Origin of the sequence: Eubacterium ramulus, assembly GCF_045002895.1 — a bacterium.
GTDB classification, from domain to species: domain Bacteria; phylum Bacillota; class Clostridia; order Lachnospirales; family Lachnospiraceae; genus Eubacterium_I; species Eubacterium_I ramulus.
In genome coordinates this window covers 1829381-1852635 of sequence record NZ_CP173382.1, presented here as the reverse complement: position 1 = coordinate 1852635, position 23255 = coordinate 1829381, and the positions used below count along the sequence as shown (strand labels likewise).

The following is a 23255-nucleotide window of genomic DNA, read 5'->3' as shown; positions in this document are numbered from 1 at the left end:
AAGACTCTTCTGCCTGTGGATTTTTTATAAATATATGCAGAGAAAAATCGGTCAGAACCGAAAGGAATGGTATGATTATATGAAACGGTTGATTTATTTGGATCATGCCGCCACAACGCAGCCTTTTCCGGAAGTGTTGGATGCGATGATCCCCTATTACAGCAGATATTATGGCAATCCATCATCCGGATATGAACTGGGGGAAGAAAGTAAGCGCGCCATTGAGACAGCCCGGGAACAGATTGCAGACACACTGGGGGTGGAAGATGACACTATTTATTTTACATCGGGAGGAACAGAATCCGATAACTGGGCATTGCGCTATGCCGTGCAAAATGGAAAACGAAGGAGACCACACATTGTGACATCGTCTATTGAGCACCATGCAATCTTAAACACGTGTAAAAATCTGGAAAAACAGGGAGTGCGTGTGACTTATCTTCCGGTGAATAAGGAAGGAACAGTACAGCCGGAGATGGTGGAGCGGGCGATCATATCAGATACAGTGCTGGTGTCTGTAATGTATGCAAACAATGAGATCGGAAGTATTCAACCGATACGTCAGATCGGGCAGATCACCCATCGGAAACAGGTTCTGTTCCATACGGATGCAGTGCAGGCATACGGCCAGATTCCAATTCATGTAAAAGAGGATAATATCGACCTGCTGTCTGCCAGTGGTCATAAATTTAACGGGCCAAAAGGAACCGGATTTTTATATGCCCGAAAGGGACTGAAGCTTCAGCCGATGATCCATGGTGGTGGACAGGAGCGGAAGATGCGGGCCGGTACCGAGAACGTACCGGGGATTGTAGGAATCGGACGGGCGGCGGTCTGTTCCGCAGCAATTCTGGAGAAAAAGATGGCATATGAAAGCAGGCTGCGTGATTATTTTATCCGGCGGCTGCTGGAAGAAATTCCGGGAAGCAGTATCAACGGGGATCGCCGGAACCGTCTGCCAAACAATGTGAATATCAGCATTGCGGGGGTAAACGGTCCGGCGGTAGTGGCATTGCTGGATCTGGAAGGCATCTGTGTATCATCCGCTTCTGCATGTTCCACCGGGGAACAAAAGGCTTCTCATGTACAGCTTGCCATCGGAAATGCCGGACATCAGGCATATGAGGCTATCCGTTTTACCCTGGGTATCCAGAATACACCGGAAGAATTGGACGATACCGTTGAGGTGTTAAAACAATGCGTAAAAAAATTGAGGGACTTTAAAAAATGATTTGGGTGTTAAAACGCCCAAATCTCACGTGCGTTCGACTTGAATTTAAACCGGAAGAAATTCCGGTTTTCTTTTCGTGAAGACCGTAAAGTAGTCAAAGCCGGCCGCTTTCAGCAGCTGTGGTACTTTGTCGAAATCCCAGGCAATCTGATCTGGGGCATGTCCGTCAGCACCGATGGTGATGATCTCACCTCCCAGCTCCCGATACCGGTGCAGGATTTCTTCCGTTGGGTTTGGGTGCCCGAGACCATATTTGAATCCGGCCATATTCAGCTCGATACCCTTACCGTGAGCGATAAGCTGCCGCAGGATCTCGTCAATGACATCTTTGTATTTGTCATAACTGTAATTTTTGTTCTTTTCCGGTCCGTAACGAACCACATAGTCAATGTGACCGTATACATCAAATTCATGAAAGGCAGCGATGTTTTCCAGAATGGATTCAAAATATTCCAGATAAGCGGCATGCTCGCTGCGTCCTTCATAATAAGCCGGATAATATGGATCGAGGCCGTGCACCACATGGGAGGATCCGATGACAAAATCAAAATCCATTTCCTGTAGTATTTCATGGTGCTTCTTCGCCAGATGCGGCTGCAATCCCAGTTCAATACCGAAGTTGATGTTCAAGGAATCAGAAAAATCAGCCTGCAGCTGCCGGATTCCTTTTTCATATTGAGGAAAATCAATGGTGAATAAATCCGGTTCATCCGGGTAATCATAGTCAAGGTGATCGGTAATGCAGATCCCAGCCAGATTTTTTTCGATGGCGGAACGTGCCATAGCAGCAGGATCGGCGTTGCTGTCACCGGAAAAATGAGTGTGCATATGTGTATCCCAAAGCATGAAAATGTCTCCTTTCAAGGGTGATATAAGGCTTATATTATATATTGTGCAAAATATAAACTTTGAAAAACAGCGTGGTTATGCGGTTTCCTGAAACTATGATAAGCACAGCAGTACATTTTTGTCAATCCAATCCGTGCATTTTGAATAGGAAAAATGATCGAAATTCTAAAAAAAGGAAAAAGTTTTATGCAATTACTACAAAAACACATAGTGAGACTTGGACTATAATATCAAAACTGGTGAAAAAACATCTGTAAAACTTGTACAAATTGCTAAAAAAAGAGAAAAAAAGAAACAAGATGGTGAAAAAATTAACAAAGTTAAAATAAGCGGTTGAAAACTATTGAAAAACTCAGTCATATTCGTTAAAATATAAGCAGATTGGATGAGACATCAATGAACAGACAACAGTTGAGACATCCAAAAATAAACCACCGGATGATCCGGATACATTTTAATTCTAGGAGGAATGAAAAAATGGCAGTAAAAGTAGCAATTAATGGATTTGGACGTATTGGACGTCTTGCTTTCAGACAGATGTTTGGTGCAGAGGGATATGAAATCGTAGCAATCAACGATCTTACAAGCCCGAAAATGCTTGCTCATTTATTAAAATATGACTCTTCTCAGGGTAAATATGCAAAAGCTGATACAGTTTCTGCTGGAGAAGATTCTATCACAGTTGATGGAAAAGAAATCAAAATCTACAAAGAGCCAGATGCAAATAATTGCCCATGGGGTGCTTTAGACGTAGACGTAGTTTTAGAGTGTTCCGGATTCTATACATCCAAAGAGAAAGCACAGGCTCATATCAATGCAGGTGCTAAGAAAGTTGTTATTTCCGCTCCGGCTGGAAACGACCTTCCTACCGTTGTTTACAATGTAAACCATGATGTATTAACAAAAGAAGATACAATTATTTCCGCAGCTTCCTGTACAACAAACTGCCTTGCTCCGATGACAAAGGCATTAAACGACCTTGTTAAGATCAAATCCGGTATCATGTGCACAATCCACGCTTATACAGGCGATCAGATGACACTTGACGGACCACAGAGAAAAGGCGATTTAAGAAGAAGCCGTGCTGCAGCAGTTAACATCGTTCCAAACAGCACAGGTGCTGCAAAAGCAATCGGTCTGGTAATCCCAGAGTTATCCGGTAAATTAATCGGAGCTGCTCAGCGTGTACCGACCCCGACAGGTTCTACAACAATCTTAAACGCAGTTGTTGAAGGCAACGTAACAGTTGATGAGATCAACGCAGCTATGAAAGCAGCTTCTAACGAGTCCTTTGGCTACAACGTAGATGAGATCGTTTCTTCCGATATCGTAGGAATGACATATGGTTCTCTCTTCGATGCAACTCAGACAATGGTTCTTCCGTTAGACAACGGAACAACTCAGGTTCAGGTTGTTTCATGGTATGATAATGAGAACAGCTATACAAGCCAGATGGTTCGTACAATCAAATACTTCGCAGAGTTAGCATAATCAACACTCTATAAAGTATAACAAAGACTCACTGCAGGGTCCGGTCTTTTGGACCGGACTCTGTTTTTGATTTGTGTTGCAAATCAAAAGCAGAGCCATTAGAAATGCGCACACGCATAAGATGAAAATTGCTTCGCATATGCTCGGTGCAATAAGAAAAGTATGCATAGATCAGTTACAAACAAGGTTCAATTAGACATGCATATTTTCTTGATCTTTATAGATTTCCTAAATTAAGTATATAAACAGGATAAGGAGACAATATCATGGGATTAAATAAAAAAACAGTAGATGATATTAACGTAAAAGGACTTAGAGTTCTTTGCAGATGCGACTTCAACGTACCGTTAAAAGATGGCAAGATCACAGACGAGAACCGTCTCGTTGCAGCTCTTCCTACCATCAAAAAACTGATTGCTGACGGAGGCAAAGTAATTCTCTGCTCTCACCTTGGCAAAGTAAAAACAGAGGAAGATAAAAAAACAAAAACGCTTGCACCGGTTGCAGTACGTTTATCCGAACTGTTAGGACAGGAAGTAAAATTTGCAGCTGATCCGGAAGTTGTAGGACCGAACGCAAAAGCAGCAGTAGAGGCTATGAAGGATGGCGATGTAATCCTTCTTGAGAATACTCGTTTCAGACCGGAAGAGACAAAAAACGGAGAAGCTTTTTCCAAAGACCTTGCTTCCATCTGTGATGTATTTGTAAATGACGCATTTGGAACCGCTCACAGAGCACACTGCTCCAACGTAGGTGTTGCAGGTTTGGTTGATACTGCTGTTGTTGGTTACTTAATGCAGAAAGAGATCGATTTCCTCGGAAACGCAGTAAATACACCGGAAAGACCGTTCGTGGCAATTCTTGGCGGTGCAAAAGTAGCAGATAAATTAAACGTAATCTCCAACCTGCTTGAAAAATGTGATACCCTGATCATCGGTGGTGGTATGGCATTTACATTCCTGAAAGCAAAAGGATATGAAGTAGGAAACTCTTTGGTAGATGATACAAAGATCGATTACTGCAAAGAGATGATGGACAAAGCTGAGAAACTTGGCAAGAAATTACTTCTCCCAATCGATACTACAATCGCAGATGGTTTCCCGAATCCGATTGATGCAGAGATCGCAGTAGAAGTTGTTGCATCTGATGCAATTCCGGCTGACAAAGAAGGTCTTGATATCGGAACAAAAACAGCTGAGTTATATGCAGATGCAGTAAAATCCGCAAAAACAGTTGTATGGAACGGACCGATGGGCGTATTCGAGAACCCAATCCTTGCAAAAGGTACCATTGCAGTTGCAAAATCTCTGGCAGAGACAGATGCTACAACAATCATCGGTGGCGGTGATTCCGCAGCAGCTGTAAACCAGCTTGGATTTGGTGACAAGATGACACATATTTCCACAGGTGGCGGAGCTTCTCTGGAATTCCTTGAAGGAAAGGAACTGCCTGGCGTAGCAGCAGCAAACGACAAGTAAAAATCCCATATATGAAATAATTGCTTCGTTAGATGAGACTTGACGTACCTCTATGTACGTCTGCGTCTCATCTGCCTTGCACTGATTCCATATCTGGAATTTTTTGGAGTTTTTGTAGTAATTGAATTTCTGAAAAAATTATATATTAATCCCATATATGAAATAATTGCTTTGTTAGATGAGAATTTGACGTACCTCTATGTACGTCTGCGTCTCATCTGCCTTGCACTGATTCCATATCTGGAATTTTTGAAAAATTATATGTAAGGAGAAAAAGCGAAATGGCTAGAAGAAAAATTATCGCAGGTAACTGGAAAATGAACAAAACACCGAGCGAGGCAGTTGCTCTGGTGAATGAGTTAAAACCGTTAGTAGCGAATGAAGATGTAGATGTAGTATTCTGTGTACCGGCTATCGATATCATCCCGGCTATGATTGCTGCAAAAGACAGCAACATCTGCATTGGTGCAGAGAACATGTATTTTGAGGAAAGTGGCGCTTATACAGGTGAAATTTCCCCGAATATGTTAGTTGACGCAGGTGTAAAATACGTTGTTCTTGGACATTCTGAGAGAAGAGAGTATTTTGCAGAGACAGATGAGACTGTAAACAAAAAAGTTCTGAAAGCTTTTGAGCATGGTATCACACCGATCATCTGCTGTGGTGAGACTCTGACACAGAGAAAACAGGGAATCTACCTTGACTGGATCCGTATGCAGATCAAGATCGCATTCCAGAACGTAACAGCAGATCAGGCAAAAACAGCAGTGATCGCTTACGAGCCAATCTGGGCAATCGGAACCGGTGAGACAGCTACTTCTGATCAGGCAGAGGAAGTATGCGGCGCAATCCGTGCATGCATCGCTGAAGTTTATGATGAGGCAACTGCAGAAGCAATTCGCATCCAGTACGGTGGATCTGTAAACGCAGGAAATGCAGCTGAGTTATTTGCAAAACCGGACATCGATGGTGGTCTGGTAGGCGGCGCTTCTCTGAAAGCTGACTTCGGCAAAATCGTAAACTATAATAAATAAGATAATATTAACAATGCTTTTACAATTCAGAGCCATCCGCAAGACCGTTTGGCTCTGAATTTATCTTAAACTAAATGGATGTTCCTGTCCGCATGAAGATGTTGTGAAACTAACATTTTGACAGGAGTTCAATGATACAGATTTTTTGGAGGAAAACATGAGTAAAAGACCAGTCGTATTAATGGTTTTAGATGGATATGGTTTAAATGACAATCCGGAAGGAAATGCTATCGCAATGGCTAAAACTCCGGTGATGGACAATTTGATGAAAGATTATCCGTTTGTAAAAGGTGCCGCATCCGGTCTGGCAGTTGGTTTGCCAGATGGTCAGATGGGAAACTCTGAGGTTGGACATATGAATATCGGCGCAGGCCGAATCATTTACCAGGATCTGACCAGAATCACAAAAGCAATCGAGGATGGTGATTTCTTTGAAAACAAGGGATTACTGACTGCGATTGAAAATTGCAAAAAAAACAATTCAGACCTGCATCTGTGGGGACTGTTATCTGATGGTGGTGTACACAGCCATATCACACATCTGTACGGTCTGCTTGAGATGGCAAAAAAACATGGTTTGACAAACGTATATGTACATGCATTTTTGGACGGCCGTGATACACCGCCTGCTTCCGGAAAAGATTATATTGAACAGCTGGAAGCAAAAATGCAGGAAATTGGTGTAGGTAAGATTGCATCCATTTCCGGTCGTTATTATGCAATGGATCGTGATAATAACTGGGATCGTATCCAGAAGGCATATGATTCCCTGGTATCCGGAACCGGTGTACAGGCAACGGATGCAGTGAAAGCAATGGAAACTTCTTATGCAGACGGTGTGACAGATGAGTTTGTACTTCCGACGGTTATCACGGATGAAGCTGGCAAACCGGTTTCTGTTGTAAAAGAAAATGATTCCGTTATTTTCTTTAACTTCCGTCCGGATCGTGCCCGTGAGATCACCAGAGCATTCTGTGACGATGCATTTACCGGATTTGAACGTCCGTTTATTCCGCTGACCTATGTATGCTTCAAAGATTATGATGAGACAATTCCAAACAAGATCATTGCATTTGAGAAAGAATCCATCAAAAATACCTTTGGTGAGTTCCTCGCAGCACAGGGTAAAAAACAGCTCCGTCTGGCAGAGACAGAGAAATATGCACACGTTACCTTCTTCTTTAACGGTGGTGTAGAAGAACCAAATACAGATGAGGCACGTCTGCTGGTTGCGTCTCCGAAAGATGTTGCAACTTATGATCTGAAACCGGAGATGAGTGCTCCAGAAGTAGGCATGGATCTGGTAGAGGCAATCAAATCCGACAAGTATGATGTGATCATCATTAACTTTGCGAACCCGGATATGGTAGGTCATACCGGTGTGATCCCGGCAGCTGTTGCAGCCGTAGAGCGTGTGGACAGCCTGGTAGGTGATGCTGTACAGGCAGTCAAAGATGTAGATGGAATCCTGTTTATCTGCGCTGATCATGGAAATGCAGAGCAGATGATCGACTATACAAGCGGAAATCCGCATACTGCTCATACAACAAATCCGGTACCGTTTATTCTGGTAAATGCAGATCCGGCTTACGGACTGGCAGAGGGAGGATGTCTGGCTGATATCGCTCCGACATTGATTGAACTGATGGGATTAAAACAGCCGGAGGAAATGACCGGTCACAGTTTATTGATCAAAAAATAAATACCAAAGTAATTTGTGGATTTTCCGCGAGTAAGCCCTTTCGCCACACGACAGTATTCTTGTACTGTCGTGTGGCATTTTTTATCTCAGTCCGAGTTGAGACTCCCATTTCTGCAAATGGTGAGTAATAACAAATCTTTCTCAGTGGGAGTTCAATCTCCGACTGAGATAAACGCTCCGCGAGTATGTGCAGTGATTCTGAGAAGAATATGTCAGCTTTCGCTGACCAGAATCACGCACCAGGTCTCACGTGCGTTCGACTTGAATTTCTGGTAGAAGGAGTATAAGCAATTGAACGAAACATTTATGAAAGAAAAACCGATTTTCCCGCTATTGTTGTCGATGTCCCTTCCGATGGTCATTTCTATGGCGGTAAACTCACTTTACAATATTGTAGACAGTTATTTTGTGGCAAAGATCAGTGAGGATGCCATGACGGCACTCTCTCTGGTATTTCCGATTCAGAACTTTATTAATGCAGTGGCGATTGGTTTTGGTGTAGGTATTAATGCTATGATCGCCCAGTATCTTGGCGCGGGAAGAAGAGACAAAGCAGATGAGGCACTGACACAGGGGATGGTGCTGGCAGTGATCCACGGGATTGTCATGATGATTTTATGTATCATCGGCATTCCGTATTTTTTGAGATTATTTACCACAGATGCAAATGTGATCGCATTGGGGGTACGTTATGCAACGATTGTATTTTCTTTTTCTGTTATTCTTAGTGTGAATCTGACTTTTGAAAAAATGAATCAGGCGATTGGAAATATGAAAATCACCATGATAAGCCTGCTGATCGGATGTGTCCTGAATATTATACTGGATCCGATGATTATTTTCGGCATCGGACCATTTCCGGAACTTGGAATTGCAGGAGCTGCACTGGCAACCGGATTCGGACAGTGTGTACCGATTGTGATTTATATAGCTGCATATCTGAAAAGACCAAAGCGGGTGGCCTTCCGCCGGGAATATTTGCATTTGACCAGGGAAGTGGCGAAGCGGCTCTACAGTATCGGTGTGCCGGCTATTTTGAATATGGCGTTGACCTCTGTATTGACCACAGCGCTGAATGCGATTCTGGCAGCATTTTCCCAGACATATGTATTGGTGCTTGGTATTTATTATAAACTGCAAACGTTCTTATACATGCCGGCTAACGGAATTATTCAGGGGATGCGCCCACTGATCGGCTACAACTATGGTGCAGGAGAGCATAGACGTGTGGAGCAGCTGTACCGCCTGACATTGCTCTTGAATATTTGCATTATGACAGCAGGCATGATCCTGTGCCTGACAATTCCGGGAAAACTGATGGGGGCATTTGCTGAAAATCCACAAACTATTCAGAATGGTGTGACTGCATTACATATTATCTGTTTCGGGTTCATTTTATCCGCAGTGTCTGTTACAGCCTGTGGTGCGCTCGAAGGATTAGGGAAAGGAATACCATCTTTACTTATTTCCTTATCGCGTTATGTGGTACTGATTATTCCGCTGGCATTAATTTTTAGTCGATTCTTTGGAGCTGCTGGCGTATGGCATGCTTTTTGGGTGACAGAAGCATTGAGTGCAGTATTTGCAGTGATAATCTATCGGCGTAGTGTGAAGGCAGAATCATTTATAGAAGCAGAATAGGAAATAAATATTAGAAATGCTAATAAAAGAGAAAAAATATACAAAAATACTAATAAATAAAGCGGGATTTTCTACATGCACTTTTCCATTCTGGAGCCTTTGTTGATTGACGAATGTTTTTCAAATGTATTATACTTAAATTACGTTGCAAAAGTTCTGTTTATGATAAATACAATGTATGTGGTTTGACCATGTTTTTGTAAACAGAATCGTTTGCGGAAAATACAGAGACTAAATAAGTACAATACAGAGAAAAGGGGAATCAATCGCTATGAGTATTCAGACATTCAAACCGGTGAAAGAGGGAAAAGTACGTGAGGTTTATGATATTGGTGACAGCCTGATCATTACCGCAACAGACAGAATTTCTGCTTTTGATGTAATTTTAAAAAATAAAGTAGAGAAAAAAGGTACGATTCTGACAAAAATGTCAGAGTTCTGGTTCGATTTTACAAAGGATATTTTACCGAACCATATGATTTCAACGGATGTAAAAGATATGCCGGAATTTTTCCAGAATGAGAGATTTGATGGAAACAGCATGAAATGTAAGAAACTTGAGATGCTGCCGGTAGAGTGTATTGTACGTGGCTATATTACAGGAAGCGGCTGGGCAAGCTACTGTGAGAACGGAACCGTTTGTGGCATCAAACTTCCGGAGGGATTAAAAGAATCCGAGAAACTGCCGGAGCCGATCTACACACCATCCACAAAAGCTGAGATCGGTGATCATGATGAGAATGTAAGTTTTGAGCAGACAGTGATCAATCTGGAGAAAATCTATCCGGGCAAAGGACAGGAGTATGCTGAGAAATTGCGTGATTACACCATCGCACTTTACAAAAAATGTGCAGAGTACGCATTAAGCAAAGGGATTATCATTGCAGATACAAAATTTGAGTTTGGTCTGGATGAGAACGGCAATGTCATCCTCGGTGATGAGATGCTGACACCGGACAGCTCCCGTTTCTGGCCATTAGAGGGATATGAGCCGGGTAAAGGACAGCCGTCCTATGACAAACAGTTTGTAAGAGACTGGTTAAAAGCAAATCCGGACAGCGATTACCTGCTCCCGGAAGAAGTAATTAAAAAGACAGTTGATAAATATAAGGAAGCATATGAACTGTTGACTGGAAAAGAATTCCAGGCATAAACCGCATAGTTGGAGGGAATAGATTCATGCTGGAAAACAAAATGGAACAGACCATTGCACAGGACGAATTACATGAGGAGTGCGGTGTCTTTGGTATCTATGATTTAGACGGACAAGATGTGGCATCTACCATTTATTATGGCCTGTTCGCCCTGCAGCACCGTGGACAGGAGAGCTGCGGTATCGCAGTCAGCGAGACACAGGGACCGAAAGGTAAAGTATCCAGTTTTAAGGATATGGGGCTTGTCAATGAAGTATTTGATGCAGAGAAACTGGAGCGTCTGAAAGGTGATATCGGTGTCGGTCATGTGCGTTATTCTACTGCCGGTGCATCCACCAGAGAAAATGCACAGCCGTTAGTGCTGAATTATGTGAAAGGTACACTGGCACTGGCTCACAACGGAAACCTGATCAACGCCAATGAACTGCGTCACGATCTGGAGTATACAGGTGCAATTTTTCAGACAACCATTGATTCTGAAGTTATCGCATATCACATTGCAAGAGAGCGTTTGAAAGTCGGTACCGTTGAGGAAGCCGTACAGCGCGCTGCCGCAAAAATGAAAGGTGCGTATTCTATCGTTGTCATGAGTCCGAGAAAATTGATCGGTGCCCGCGATCCATATGGATTCAAGCCATTATGTATCGGCAAACGTGACAACTCTTATATTATTACATCTGAAACCTGCGCCCTGGAGACGATCGGCGCAGAGTTTGTACGTGATGTGAAACCGGGTGAGGTCGTTACCATTAACGGTGAGGGCGAGATTTCATCTGATATGACAAACGCCATTGATCCGTGCAAACAGGGAAGATGTATTTTTGAGTATATTTATTTTGCAAGAGCTGACAGTCACTTTGACGGCATCAGTGTTTATGATGCTAGAATCAAAGCCGGAAGATTCCTGGCGCAGGATTCTCCGGTAGAGGCAGATCTGGTGGTAGGTGTTCCGGAGTCCGGAAATGCGGCCGCTCTTGGCTATGCCATGGAATCCGGCATTCCATACGGTACCGCATTTGTCAAAAACAGTTATGTGGGACGTACTTTCATCAAGCCGAAACAGAGCAGCCGTGAGCAGAGTGTCCGCGTAAAATTAAATGTTGTAAAAGAAGCAGTTGCAGGAAAGCGGATCATTATGATCGACGATTCCATCGTGCGGGGAACGACATCTGGCCTGATCGTAAATATGCTGAAGGAAGCAGGCGCAAAAGAAGTGCATGTGCGTATCAGTGCACCGCCATTCTTATGGCCGTGTTACTTCGGAACAGATATCCCTGCCAGAGAGCAGCTGATTGCTTACAATCGTTCGATTGAGGATATCCGCGATCTGATCGGAGCAGATTCCCTTGGCTATCTGCGCATTGAACGTCTGAAGGAAATGGTGAGCGGTCTGCCGATCTGTGAGGGATGTTTCACAGGGACATATCCGTTAGCTCCGCCGACAGAAGACATTCGTGGCGAATATGAGCGATAAACGCTCCACGTGGATGTGCAGTGATTCTGAGAAGAATATGTCAGCTTTCGCTGACCAGAATCACGCACCAAGTCTCACGTGCGTTCGACTTGAATGCAATGAAAATTAACAGAAATGAGGAGAACAACTATGAGTACAGATAGATATACAAGTCCGCTTTCTGAGCGTTATGCAAGCAAGGAAATGCAGTATATTTTTTCACCGGAAATGAAATTCCGTACATGGAGACGTCTCTGGATCGCACTTGCTGAGACAGAGAAGGAATTGGGCCTGGATATTACACAGGAGCAGATTGATGAGCTGAAAGCACACAAAGACGACATCAACTTCGAAGTAGCAAAAGAACGTGAAAAACTGGTGCGTCATGACGTGATGTCTCATGTTTACGCATATGGTGTACAGTGTCCGAAAGCAAAAGGCATTATTCATCTCGGTGCGACATCCTGTTACGTTGGCGACAACACAGATATTATTCTGATGTCTGAGGCTCTGAAATTAGTTCGTAAAAAACTGGTAAACGTTATCGCAGAGCTTGCAAAATTTGCTGATCGTTACAAAGAACTGCCGACGCTGGCCTTTACTCATTTTCAGCCGGCACAGCCGACTACAGTTGGAAAACGTGCCACATTGTGGACACAGGAATTTCTGATGGATCTGGAAGATCTTGATTATGTGCTTGACTCGTTGAAATTACTTGGTTCTAAAGGAACCACAGGAACACAGGCAAGTTTCCTGGAATTATTTGAAGGAGATCAGGAAACCATCGATAAGATTGACCCGATGATCGCAGCAAAGATGGGATTCAAGGACTGCTATCCGGTATCCGGACAGACTTATTCCAGAAAAGTAGATACCAGAGTATTGAATGTTGTTGCAGGAATCGCTGCAAGTGCACATAAAATGTCAAATGATATCCGTCTGCTTCAGCATCTGAAAGAAGTAGAAGAACCGTTTGAGAAAAATCAGATTGGATCTTCTGCAATGGCTTACAAGAGAAATCCGATGAGAAGTGAGCGTATTGCTTCCATTTCCAGATATGTGATGATCGATGCCTTAAATCCGGCGATCACATCCGCAACCCAGTGGTTCGAGCGTACACTGGATGATTCTGCAAACAAACGTCTCAGTGTGGCAGAAGGCTTCCTTGCTATTGACGGCGTACTTGATCTGTGCCTGAACGTCGTAGACGGACTGGTCGTATATGATAAAGTTATTACCAAACATCTGATGAGTGAACTTCCGTTTATGGCTACAGAGAATATCATGATGGATGCTGTAAAGAACGGTGGAGATCGTCAGGAACTTCATGAAAAAATCCGTCAGCTCTCCATGGAGGCCGGTGCAAATGTAAAACAGAATGGTCTGGACAATAATCTTCTGGAACTTATCGCAGCAGATGAAAGCTTCGGCCTGACACTGGAAGATCTGCAGGCAAATATGGATCCATCCAAGTATGTGGGACGTGCTCCACTGCAGGTGGAAAACTTCCTGAAAAACCATGTAAATCCGGTTCTGGAAGCAAACAAAGAAATACTTGGAATGACAGCAGAAATCAACGTGTAAAATTCTGCTTCATGTAAATTATTAAAGAACAAACTGAAAATAACTCCAACATGGACATGAAAAATTTTCTGTGTCCGTTGCGTCGCTTATCTCCGACCGCTCCCGCGAACTCGGCTGCAAAAACAGCAGCCTCAGACACACTCACGCGGTCGGGCCAGACGCAACAGCCACGACGAAAATTTTCCAACGATCCATTGTTTGGAGTTATTTTCAGTTTTGTTCTATTTACACTACGGCGCCATTACATGCCACGCGTGCATATATGGGATTACTAAAATGTGCATTGTGTCGCACGCGCAAAAAAACAGATATGTCAGGATGAGTGCTTAATTTGAATGTTATTTTTCAATATGTAAATGGCGAAATCAGAGAAAATTTCCTCAACGAACGATTAAGTGAATGACCGAGTTTTACGAGGTTTTGCGCGAGTGGGAACGACCTCTTTTTCAGGCGTGGGAACGAGCGCGATGAAACCGAAGTGAAATGAGGGTAATGAACGTCTAGTGAGTGAGGAAATTTTCTCTGATTTCGCCTTAAATAAAAAACAAAAAATAAAAACAAATCTCAAGCCTCCCCGGGAACGGAAGTTTTGTGCTGCCGTGCATATTCCGTGGGCGGCATCCCCATCTGTTTATGAAATACCTTGGAAAAGTAGAGACTGTTTTCAAATCCAACGGATTCTGCAATATCGATCATAGACATTTCGTTATGCGTCAGCAGATAACATGCCTGCTTGATGCGATACTCACTCAGATATTCTTTCGGGGACTTGTTCAGTACCGCCTGAAATGCCCGGCACAGATAGCTGCGGCTCAGCCCGACATATGCTGCCATGTCATTCACGGTAATGGGAGAACTGTAATTGGAAGAAATGTACTCAATGGTTTTTATGACATAACTTTCCTTACGGCTCAGTTTGTTCTTATTTTCTGCTTCCCTCATATAAATAGCAAGGAGCATGTACAGATAACCGGCCATTTCCACCGAGTTGATAAAGTCATTGCCCCGGGTATTGTAAATCTGGTTCATGCGCTGGTTGATCTCACCGCTGTGGATGTTATTGTAGGTCACCGGAAAGGATGGTGTGAATCGTGTGGCCTTCAGTATGGAAGGTGCATCGTTTCCGGTAAATCCGATCCAGGAATATTCCCATGGATTTTCCTTGTCGGCATAGTACCAGACTTCGTGATTTGGATAGATCAGAAAGGAATCCCCGGTCTTCAGTGTATAGAGTTTTCCGTTGCAGTGATAGTATCCCTTGCCGGTCACGATGTGGTGGATCAGGTAATGATCTTTCACGCCGGGTCCCCAGTGGTGGTTTGGGTCACATTTTTGATGGCCTACATTGCATACTGACAGGGAAAAAAGTTCATATTTGCGTATTTTGTAAGAATCTTTGTAAAAATCACTCATTTTTTTGCCCCCTATGATAAATCAAGATTAGCATAAAGGAAAAGAAAAAACAACATTTTTACATATTTTGCACACATTTCCATATAGGAATTTTTGCAGAAAGAAAGTACAATGAACTTAATCAGAGCGGAAAAGAAAAACACTGGCTCTGGAGTGTTAAAATGTAATAAAAAGAAAAATGAAGAAGATGGAGGGGTTCGATGAAAGATCAGTTAGTAAAAGTATTTAAAGAAAAATTTGGAAGCGAAGGTGATATCCGCAGCTATTTTGCTCCGGGCAGAGTAAACCTGATCGGTGAGCATACCGATTATAATGGCGGACATGTATTTCCGTGTGCACTGACCATTGGTACCTATGCGATTGTCAGAAAACGTGAAGACCGCAACTTCCGTTTTTATTCTACAAACTTTGAGAGTCTTGGTGTGATCGAGGCGAGTCTTGATAATCTGAAATATGACAAAGCACTTGACTGGACTAACTATCCACTGGGGGTTGTATGGGCATTCATTGAGAAAGGCTACCCGGTTGACTGTGGTTTTGATATGCTGTTATTCGGAAATATCCCGAATGGTTCCGGACTTTCCTCTTCTGCATCCGTAGAAGTTGTAACCGGCGTAGCACTGCGTGATCTCTTTGGATATGATGATATTTCCATGATTGACATTGCATTGTTTGGTCAGTATTCCGAGAATAACTTTAATGGTGTAAATTGTGGTATCATGGATCAGTTTGCCATCGCAATGGGCAAAAAAGATCAGGCTATCTTTCTGGATACCAGTGATCTTTCCTATACATATGCACCGATCAAACTGGCAGATGAGAAGATTGTTATCGCATGCAGCAACAAGAAACGTGGTCTTGGAGATTCCAAATACAACGAGCGCCGCGCAGAGTGCGAGGAAGCTCTGGCAGAACTTCAGACAAAACTGGACATCAAAGCACTTGGTGAACTTTCTGAGGAAGAGTTTGAGGCAAACAAAGATCTGATCAAGAGTGAAGTACGTCAGCGTCGTGCAAAACATGCCGTTTATGAGAATCAGCGTACATTAAAAGCAGTAGATGCCCTGAAAGCAGGTAATCTGGAAGAATTCGGAAAACTGATGAACGCATCTCATGTATCCCTCCGTGACGATTACGAAGTAACCGGCATTGAGTTGGATACATTGGTAGAGAATGCATGGGAGCAGGAAGGAGTTATCGGTTCCCGTATGACCGGAGCAGGTTTCGGTGGTTGTACCGTAAGTATTGTAAAAACAGACTGCGTAGATAAATTTATTGAAAATGTAGGAAAAGCATATCTGGAGAAAATCGGTTATGCGGCTGATTTCTATGTAGTAGAAATCGGTGACGGCGGAAGAGTATTAGCATAATGTAGGAATGCCTTCGGCATTCTTACTGCTGTGTGATAGGAGGAGGAACATACGAAATGTCTGATTTATATGTGGCAAGACTGGTACAGTACGGAATTGAGTCCGGTCTGATCCCGGAGGAGGAGCGGATTTACAGTACGAACCAGATTCTTGAAGTAATGAAAAAAGATGATTATGAGGCACCGACAGCCGAAGAAGTCGGCACAGAGATCGATCTGGCAGATACATTGGGGCATCTTCTGGATGAAGCATTGGAGAGCGGTGTACTGGAGGATGGTGGAATCGTATCCAGAGATTTGTTTGATACAAAGCTGATGAACTGTCTGACCCCGCGTCCGGCACAGGTGATCGCGAAATTCCGTGAGGACTATGCAGAAAACCCGAAGAAAGCGACCGATCATTATTATAACTTCAGTGTGGCTACCAACTATATCCGTAAGGATCGTATTGCAAAAGACCGTCGCTGGAAAGTGCCGTCAGAGTATGGCGAGATCGATATCACCATCAATCTGAGTAAACCGGAAAAAGATCCGAAAGCCATTGCAGCAGCAAAACTGGCAAAACAGTCTGCTTATCCGAAGTGTCAGCTTTGTGTGGAAAATGAAGGTTATGCAGGGCGTCTGAATCATCCGGCCCGTCAGAACCATCGTATCATTCCAATCACGATCAATGGCGGAAACTGGGGATTTCAGTATTCACCGTATGTATATTATAACGAGCACTGCATCGTATTTAACGGCGAGCATACACCGATGAAAATTGAACGTGCTACCTTCCGTAAACTGTTTGATTTTGTAAAACAGTTTCCACATTATTTCCTTGGGTCCAATGCGGATCTGCCGATTGTTGGCGGTTCTATCCTGAGCCATGATCATTTTCAGGGAGGACACTACACCTTTGCCATGGAAAAGGCAGAGTTTGAGAAGAACATTACCATTCCGGGATTTGAAGATGTGGAAGCAGGTATTGTGCACTGGCCGTTATCTGTGATCCGTATCCGCAGCAATGATGATGAAAGACTGGTAGAACTTGCAGATCACATTCTGAAAGCATGGCGTGGTTATACCGATGAAGATGCATTTGTTTTTGCAGAGACAGATGGAGAACCGCATAATACGATCACACCGATCGCGCGTATGCGTGATGGCAAATATGAGCTGGATCTGGCATTGCGTAACAATATCACCACGGAAGAATGCCCGTTGGGTGTATATCATCCGCATGCAGAGTTGCACCACATCAAAAAAGAAAATATCGGTCTGATCGAGGTAATGGGGCTTGCGGTACTTCCGGCCCGTCTGAAGAATGAGATGGATGAGCTGGCTACCTATATTTTGGAAGGCAAAGACATCCGTTCCAATGAGACCATTGAAAAACATGCAGACTGGGTAGAGACTTTCCGTGATCAGTATACATTTACGGAAGAAAATGTAGAAGATATTCTGCAGCAGGAAATCGGAAAAGTTTTTGTAAAGGTACTGGAAGATGCCGGTGTATATAAATGCACCGAAGAAGGCAGAAAAGCATTTGACAGATTTATTGCAAGTTTATAGAATATAACTATTCAGGGGCGCATCGTAAACGCAATTTTACGGGCTGGTTCTGAACCGTTATAAAAATGTATATATAAGGAGGAAATTAGTATGCATATTTTAGTAACCGGAGGCGCAGGCTACATCGGAAGCCATACATGTGTCGAACTGCTGAACGCAGGTTATGAAGTAACTGTCGTAGATAATCTTTACAATTCCAGCGAAAAAGCACTGGATCGTGTACAGGAGATCGCAGGCAAAGCAGTGAAATTTTACAAAGCAGATATTCAGGACAGAGATGCCATGAACAAAGTTTTCGATGAAAACAAGTTCGATGCTGTTATCCATTTCGCAGGATTAAAAGCAGTTGGCGAGTCTGTCGCAAAACCAATCGAATATTATCAGAACAATATCGGCGGAACACTTGTGCTGACAGATGTTATGCGTCATCACGGATGCAAAAATATCATCTTCAGTTCTTCCGCAACAGTATATGGAGATCCGGCAATCATCCCGATCACAGAAGAGTGCCCGAAAGGAACATGCACCAATCCGTATGGCTGGAGCAAGAGTATGTTAGAGCAGATCCTGACAGATATCCATACTTCTGATCCGGAATGGAATGTAGTATTACTTCGCTACTTTAATCCGATCGGAGCACACAAGAGCGGTAAGATTGGTGAAGATCCGAAAGGTATCCCGAACAATCTGCTTCCGTATGTCGCTCAGGTTGCTATCGGAAAATTAGAATGCCTTGGTGTATTCGGAGATGACTATGATACACCGGACGGAACCGGCGTGCGTGATTATATCCATGTCGTAGATCTGGCACTCGGTCATGTAAAAGCTGTTGAGAAGCTGGCAGATAATGAGGGTGTATCCATTTACAATCTCGGCACCGGAAACGGATACAGTGTACTTCAGGTAGTTCATGCATTTGAAAAAGCATGCGGACATGCGATTAACTATGCAATTAAACCGCGTCGCCCGGGTGATATCGCTATGTGCTACTGTGATCCGGCAAAAGCAAAGAAAGAGCTTGGCTGGGAGGCTCAGTACGGTATTGAGGATATGTGTGCCGATTCCTGGAGATGGCAGAGTCAGAATCCAAACGGATATGCGGACTGAAAGGATTTTTTTGACTGAATGAATGACTATAAGATTACGCAACAGGTAAAGCGGAAATCAAAACGGTTTGCAAAACCATTGTCCATATTTATGGTTGTGATGGCTGTGGTACTGGTAATTCTTGCAATCATTTTTGATACGGGACTGATGCTTCCTGCATTTTTGTTTGCAGTGCTGTACTATATTTTTTCTATTAATACTGACCGGGAGTACGAATATTGCCTGGAAAACGGCGTGCTGACCATAGCTGTGATCCGGGGAAAGCGGCGCCGGAAAACAGCACATACGCTGATGATGCAGGATATGGAAGTGATCGCACCGAACTGGCATGAAGCTGTGGCAAAATATCGCAAGAACGGTGGTACGGAAAAACTGAAAAAGTTTGACTATACTTCTTACGATGACAATATTCCGTATTATACGATGATCGTGTATGAGAACAAAGAAAAAATCAAACTGTTACTGGATTTGAACGACAGCATGCTGGAAGCAGTCAAACGTGTTTATCCGCAGAAGGTGTATATGCGATGAAAAAAGCAAAAGGTAAAATGGAATTGCGCTATTACGATATTCCGCAAAACGAGTTCCTGATTGCCTTACAGAATCAGAACTGGCAGAATAAATACCAGACAGAGGAAGACGGGCTTCACTTTCACAATCTGTTGGAGATCGGCCTTTGCGTTCAGGGATATGGTATTATGCGCCTGGAAGAAGAAAACGTACATTTTGAAACCGGTATGCTGAGTATTATCCCCGCAAATTTCCCGCACAGCACGATGCCGCAGGCACCGGAAGGAAATACATGGGCTTACTTATTTGTAGACCCGGAGAAGATCCTGGCATCCGTTTATCCGGATGATATTTTGATGCAGCAGAAGATGTTGGAAAATATCAACCAGAGAGCATACATCGGTAAAAAGGAGACGGTTCCGAATCTGAACCGCATTGTTTCTGCTATTTTTTATGAGATGCAGCAGAAACCGGATTTTTACCGGGAGAGTGTCAGAGGCCTTTCCTTGTCTCTGATGATGATGCTCGCCCGGCTGAACAATAAGCTGGGTCCGACTACGGAAGGTGTACGCCAGAAGAACGGATTCGATCAGATTCGTCCTGCACTGGAGCACATCCGTGATAATTTTGCCAATCCGACAAAGATTGCGCAGATTGCTTCTGTGTGTCATATGAGTGAGTCTCATTTTCGCAGACTCTTTGAGGAAAATATGGGAATGACACCGGTGGATTATCTGAATCAGGTCCGGATTAAAAAAGCCTGTGATATGATTCGTAAAACGGGGTATTCCATGGAAGAAATTGCTGTGAAGGTGGGATTTTCCACGACATCTACGTTTAACCGGAATTTCAAACGAATCGTGGGTACGTCACCGTATCACTGGAAAAAGTCACCGGAGAATTTTGAAACCAGACTGGCAGATTTCAATATACTGGTGGAAAAAGGCTGGTAAATATTATGAAAAAAGAAAAAGAATCATATGTGTGGTTAGAAAACAGATAACTGCCATATGATTCTTTTTTACATTACCATACGGTAATTGGTGAAAATATTGTAGAATCCCCGCATTTTATTCGTGAAAAACACGAAAAAGTGAAAGAAAATAGTCGAAAAAAAGAGAAAAATGCAAAAAAAGATAAAAAGAAGATACCATTAAAAATAAAAAATATGCAACATGACGATAAAAAGTCAAATATGCGTGTATCGTGAGAAAAAATGCAAACTATACTATATGTGTGTATAGTATAATATGTACATCTTGATGCAGGAGATAAAACAATATTTGATTAATATGAACAAATGACTTTATGCATCAGAATAATTCATGAGGAGGAGAAAACATGAAAAAGAAAGTAATTTCACTTATGCTCATTGGTGCTATGGTAGCTTCTATGGCAGCTTGTGGTAGCAATGGCGGTGACAAGGGTGGCGCAACAAAAGACAATGACACATCTGCAGCAGCTGAGTCTGATGGCGGAGCAAGTGAGGGTGGCAACACCTTAACAGTTTGGACATGGGATCCAAAATTCAATATTCCGGCAATCGAAGAAGCTGGAAACCTCTACAAAGCTGATCATCCGGATTTCAATCTCAAAGTAGTTGAGACATTATCCGATGACTGTGAGTCCAAATTAATCGCAGCAGCAGAAGGCGGAGATCTCTCCACATTACCGGATATCGTTCTGATGCAGGATAACTCTTATCAGAAATTCGTAACAGCTTATCCGGAAGCATTTGAAGACTTAACAGATTCCGGAATTGATTTCTCTCAGTTCCCGGCTGGAAAACTTGCTTATTCAACAGTTGATGGCAAAAACTACGGTGTTCCATTCGACAACGGTGCTGTAATCGGTGCTTACAGAACAGATATTCTTGAGCAGGCTGGTTACACAACAGCAGATCTGACAGATATTGACTGGAACAGATTTATCGAGATCGGTAAAGATGTTAAAGCTAAAACAGGTACATATATGTTATCCGGACAGGCTGATTCTCCGGATACAATTATGATGATGCTTCAGTCTGCAGGAGCTTCCCTCTTTGATGAAGATGGAAAACCGGCTATGACAGACAATGATGCATTAAAAGAGTGTATCGATATCTACAAAACAATGGTAGATGAGGGAATTTACCTCGAAGTAAACAAATGGGATGACTATGTAACATCTATTACAAAAGGAAGTGTTGCAGGCGTTATCAATGGTAACTGGATTATCGCTACTATCCAGGGTATGGAAGATACAGCCGGCAAATGGGAAATCACAAATATGCCGAAACTGATCAAAACTCCAAACGCAACAAACTACTCTAACAACGGTGGTTCTTCCTGGTATATTACATCCAACTGCAAGAACAAAGATCTGGCAATTGATTTCTTAAAGAGCACATTTGCAGGCAGCGTAGAGCTGTATGAGAAGATTCTTCCGACCACAGGTGCAATTGCTACATACCTTCCGGCAGGAGATTCCGCAGCATATGCAGAGCCACAGGCATACTGGAGTAATCAGCCAATCTTCAAGACAATTGTAGAGTACTCCAAACTGACACCTGCAAACAATACAAGCCCATACTACTATGATGGACGTAATGCAATCGGAACACAGATCCAGAACATCATGAACGGTGCTGATATTGATTCCGCAATTGCTGATGCACAGGCTGAAGTTGAATTTTCTATGCAGTAATTCATTTCTGATTTTGAGATGACAACCTATTTTTAAAAATATGCGGGGGGCTGCCTGGCAGTTCCCCGAATATTATTTGCGAAGGGGGTTTTGAGGTGGAACCTAAGAAAAAAGGCATGACCTTAGTTGCAAAGCAGAAAGCGGCAGGATGGCTATTCCTGGTGCCGGCATCTGCAATGATTGCAATTATGAGCTTTTTCCCGATGGTAAAGGCATTTATCATTTCTTTACAGACTGGTAGAGGTCTGAATATGCACTTTACCGGATTTTCAAATTATGTACGTATGTTCCAGGATAAAGTATTTTTACGTTCCGTTGGAAATACATTCTTTTACTTGATTATTCAGGTACCAATTATGCTTGTGCTTGCAATTTTACTTGCACAGCTTTTGAACAACAGAGATCTGAAACTGAGAGGCTTCTTCCGTACATGTGTATTCCTTCCATGTGCAACATCTCTGGTATCTTATGCATTGATTTTCCGTTTCCTGTTCGCTCAGGATGGATTTATCAATAATGCTTTAATCGGACTTGGTATTCTTGATACAGGATATAATTTCCTTGGACATGCCATGAGCGCCAAGTTTGTAATCATTATCGCGCTGGTATGGAGATGGACAGGTTACAACATGGTATTTTACCTGGCCGGCTTACAGAACATTGAGTACTCCGTATATGAGGCAGCTAAAATTGATGGTGCCAACGGATGGAAGACATTCTGGAGCATTACTGTACCATTGTTAAAACCGACAATTATCATGACATTTATCATGTCAATTAACGGTACATTGCAGCTGTTCGATGAGTCAGTCAACCTGACAAACGGCGGACCTGCAAATGCAACCATTACAATGTCACATTATATTTACAACACATGTTTCGTGCGTTCTCCTAACTTCGGATACGCATCCGCAATGTCATTCTTCGTATTTATCCTTGTGGCAATCCTTGCGTTTATCAATATGAAAGTAGGTGATACACGTGACTAAAAAGAAAAACA

General features: G+C 43.0%; 18 protein-coding genes. 16 read left to right on the top strand and 2 right to left on the bottom strand.

Going from position 1 to position 23255, the window contains the following annotated elements; genetic code table 11:
* The first annotated feature begins 34 nt into the window (after nt 1–34).
* Entirely contained in the window at nt 35–1231 is a 1197-nt protein-coding gene (locus ACIRUQ_RS08830) for a cysteine desulfurase family protein (protein WP_021738242.1), read from the top strand.
* A 45-nt stretch (nt 1232–1276) separates the two neighbouring features.
* Here ACIRUQ_RS08830 and ACIRUQ_RS08825 read toward each other — a convergent pair whose 3' ends face one another.
* Nucleotides 1277–2077: a histidinol-phosphatase HisJ family protein gene (locus tag ACIRUQ_RS08825; RefSeq protein WP_055289499.1), complete on the bottom strand. Its 801-nt coding sequence runs from the start codon at nt 2075–2077 to the stop codon at nt 1277–1279.
* Nucleotides 2078–2557: 480 nt separating this feature from the next.
* On the opposite strand from ACIRUQ_RS08825, the gene gap reads away from it, so the two are divergent.
* The 8 genes from gap to purB all read left to right on the top strand — a co-directional run bounded on the left by gap (nt 2558) and on the right by purB (nt 13617).
* Nucleotides 2558–3571, top strand: a complete 1014-nt coding sequence (gene gap / locus ACIRUQ_RS08820) for a type I glyceraldehyde-3-phosphate dehydrogenase (protein ID WP_022034946.1) — start codon at nt 2558–2560, stop codon at nt 3569–3571.
* 266 nt (nt 3572–3837) lie between these two features.
* The gene (locus tag ACIRUQ_RS08815) at nt 3838–5049 is read left to right on the top strand and encodes a phosphoglycerate kinase (protein WP_021738247.1); all 1212 of its coding nucleotides are present in this window, start codon (nt 3838–3840) and stop codon (nt 5047–5049) included.
* A 281-nt stretch (nt 5050–5330) separates the two neighbouring features.
* Nucleotides 5331–6083 (top strand): triose-phosphate isomerase, encoded by a 753-nt coding sequence (tpiA, locus tag ACIRUQ_RS08810; protein ID WP_021738248.1) that lies wholly within the window; start codon nt 5331–5333, stop codon nt 6081–6083.
* A gap of 157 nt (nt 6084–6240) precedes the next feature.
* Complete coding sequence (gene gpmI, locus ACIRUQ_RS08805) at nt 6241–7785, top strand: 2,3-bisphosphoglycerate-independent phosphoglycerate mutase (protein WP_055289503.1); 1545 nt, start codon at nt 6241–6243, stop codon at nt 7783–7785.
* Nucleotides 7786–8076: 291 nt separating this feature from the next.
* Entirely contained in the window at nt 8077–9426 is a 1350-nt protein-coding gene (locus ACIRUQ_RS08800) for an MATE family efflux transporter (RefSeq protein WP_055289505.1), read from the top strand.
* Nucleotides 9427–9697: 271 nt separating this feature from the next.
* Nucleotides 9698–10579, top strand: a complete 882-nt coding sequence (locus ACIRUQ_RS08795) for a phosphoribosylaminoimidazolesuccinocarboxamide synthase (RefSeq protein WP_021738252.1) — start codon at nt 9698–9700, stop codon at nt 10577–10579.
* 26 nt (nt 10580–10605) lie between these two features.
* Nucleotides 10606–12054, top strand: coding sequence for an amidophosphoribosyltransferase (purF, locus tag ACIRUQ_RS08790; RefSeq protein ID WP_021738253.1), 1449 nt, complete (start codon nt 10606–10608; stop codon nt 12052–12054).
* Nucleotides 12055–12183: 129 nt separating this feature from the next.
* On the top strand, nt 12184–13617 hold the full coding sequence (gene purB, locus ACIRUQ_RS08785) for an adenylosuccinate lyase (RefSeq protein WP_021738254.1): 1434 nt from the start codon (nt 12184–12186) through the stop codon (nt 13615–13617).
* 564 nt (nt 13618–14181) lie between these two features.
* On the opposite strand, the gene ACIRUQ_RS08780 is transcribed toward purB, so the two are convergent.
* A complete protein-coding gene (locus tag ACIRUQ_RS08780; protein WP_022035494.1) occupies nt 14182–15030 on the bottom strand; it encodes an AraC family transcriptional regulator in 849 nt (282 codons plus the stop codon).
* Nucleotides 15031–15230: 200 nt separating this feature from the next.
* Here ACIRUQ_RS08780 and ACIRUQ_RS08775 point away from each other — a divergent pair, with 200 nt between their 5' ends.
* The 7 genes from ACIRUQ_RS08775 to ACIRUQ_RS08745 all read left to right on the top strand — a co-directional run bounded on the left by ACIRUQ_RS08775 (nt 15231) and on the right by ACIRUQ_RS08745 (nt 23244).
* Nucleotides 15231–16400 carry a galactokinase gene (locus ACIRUQ_RS08775; RefSeq protein ID WP_022035495.1) on the top strand — a complete coding sequence of 390 codons (1170 nt, stop codon included), beginning with the start codon at nt 15231–15233 and terminating at the stop codon, nt 16398–16400.
* A 56-nt stretch (nt 16401–16456) separates the two neighbouring features.
* The gene (gene galT / locus ACIRUQ_RS08770; protein ID WP_022035496.1) at nt 16457–17953 is read left to right on the top strand and encodes a UDP-glucose--hexose-1-phosphate uridylyltransferase; all 1497 of its coding nucleotides are present in this window, start codon (nt 16457–16459) and stop codon (nt 17951–17953) included.
* Between the two features lie 90 nt (nt 17954–18043).
* Nucleotides 18044–19060 carry a UDP-glucose 4-epimerase GalE gene (gene galE / locus ACIRUQ_RS08765; RefSeq protein ID WP_021738259.1) on the top strand — a complete coding sequence of 339 codons (1017 nt, stop codon included), beginning with the start codon at nt 18044–18046 and terminating at the stop codon, nt 19058–19060.
* An 18-nt stretch (nt 19061–19078) separates the two neighbouring features.
* Nucleotides 19079–19591 carry a YwiC-like family protein gene (locus tag ACIRUQ_RS08760; protein WP_021738260.1) on the top strand — a complete coding sequence of 171 codons (513 nt, stop codon included), beginning with the start codon at nt 19079–19081 and terminating at the stop codon, nt 19589–19591.
* A complete protein-coding gene (locus ACIRUQ_RS08755) occupies nt 19588–20523 on the top strand; it encodes an AraC family transcriptional regulator (RefSeq protein WP_021738261.1) in 936 nt (311 codons plus the stop codon). Before ACIRUQ_RS08760 ends, ACIRUQ_RS08755 begins: the two co-directional genes overlap by 4 nt.
* Nucleotides 20524–20911: 388 nt before the next feature.
* Nucleotides 20912–22255, top strand: coding sequence for a sugar ABC transporter substrate-binding protein (locus ACIRUQ_RS08750; RefSeq protein ID WP_055289507.1), 1344 nt, complete (start codon nt 20912–20914; stop codon nt 22253–22255).
* 95 nt (nt 22256–22350) lie between these two features.
* Entirely contained in the window at nt 22351–23244 is an 894-nt protein-coding gene (locus tag ACIRUQ_RS08745) for a carbohydrate ABC transporter permease (protein WP_022035498.1), read from the top strand.
* The last annotated feature ends 11 nt before the right edge of the window (nt 23245–23255 follow it).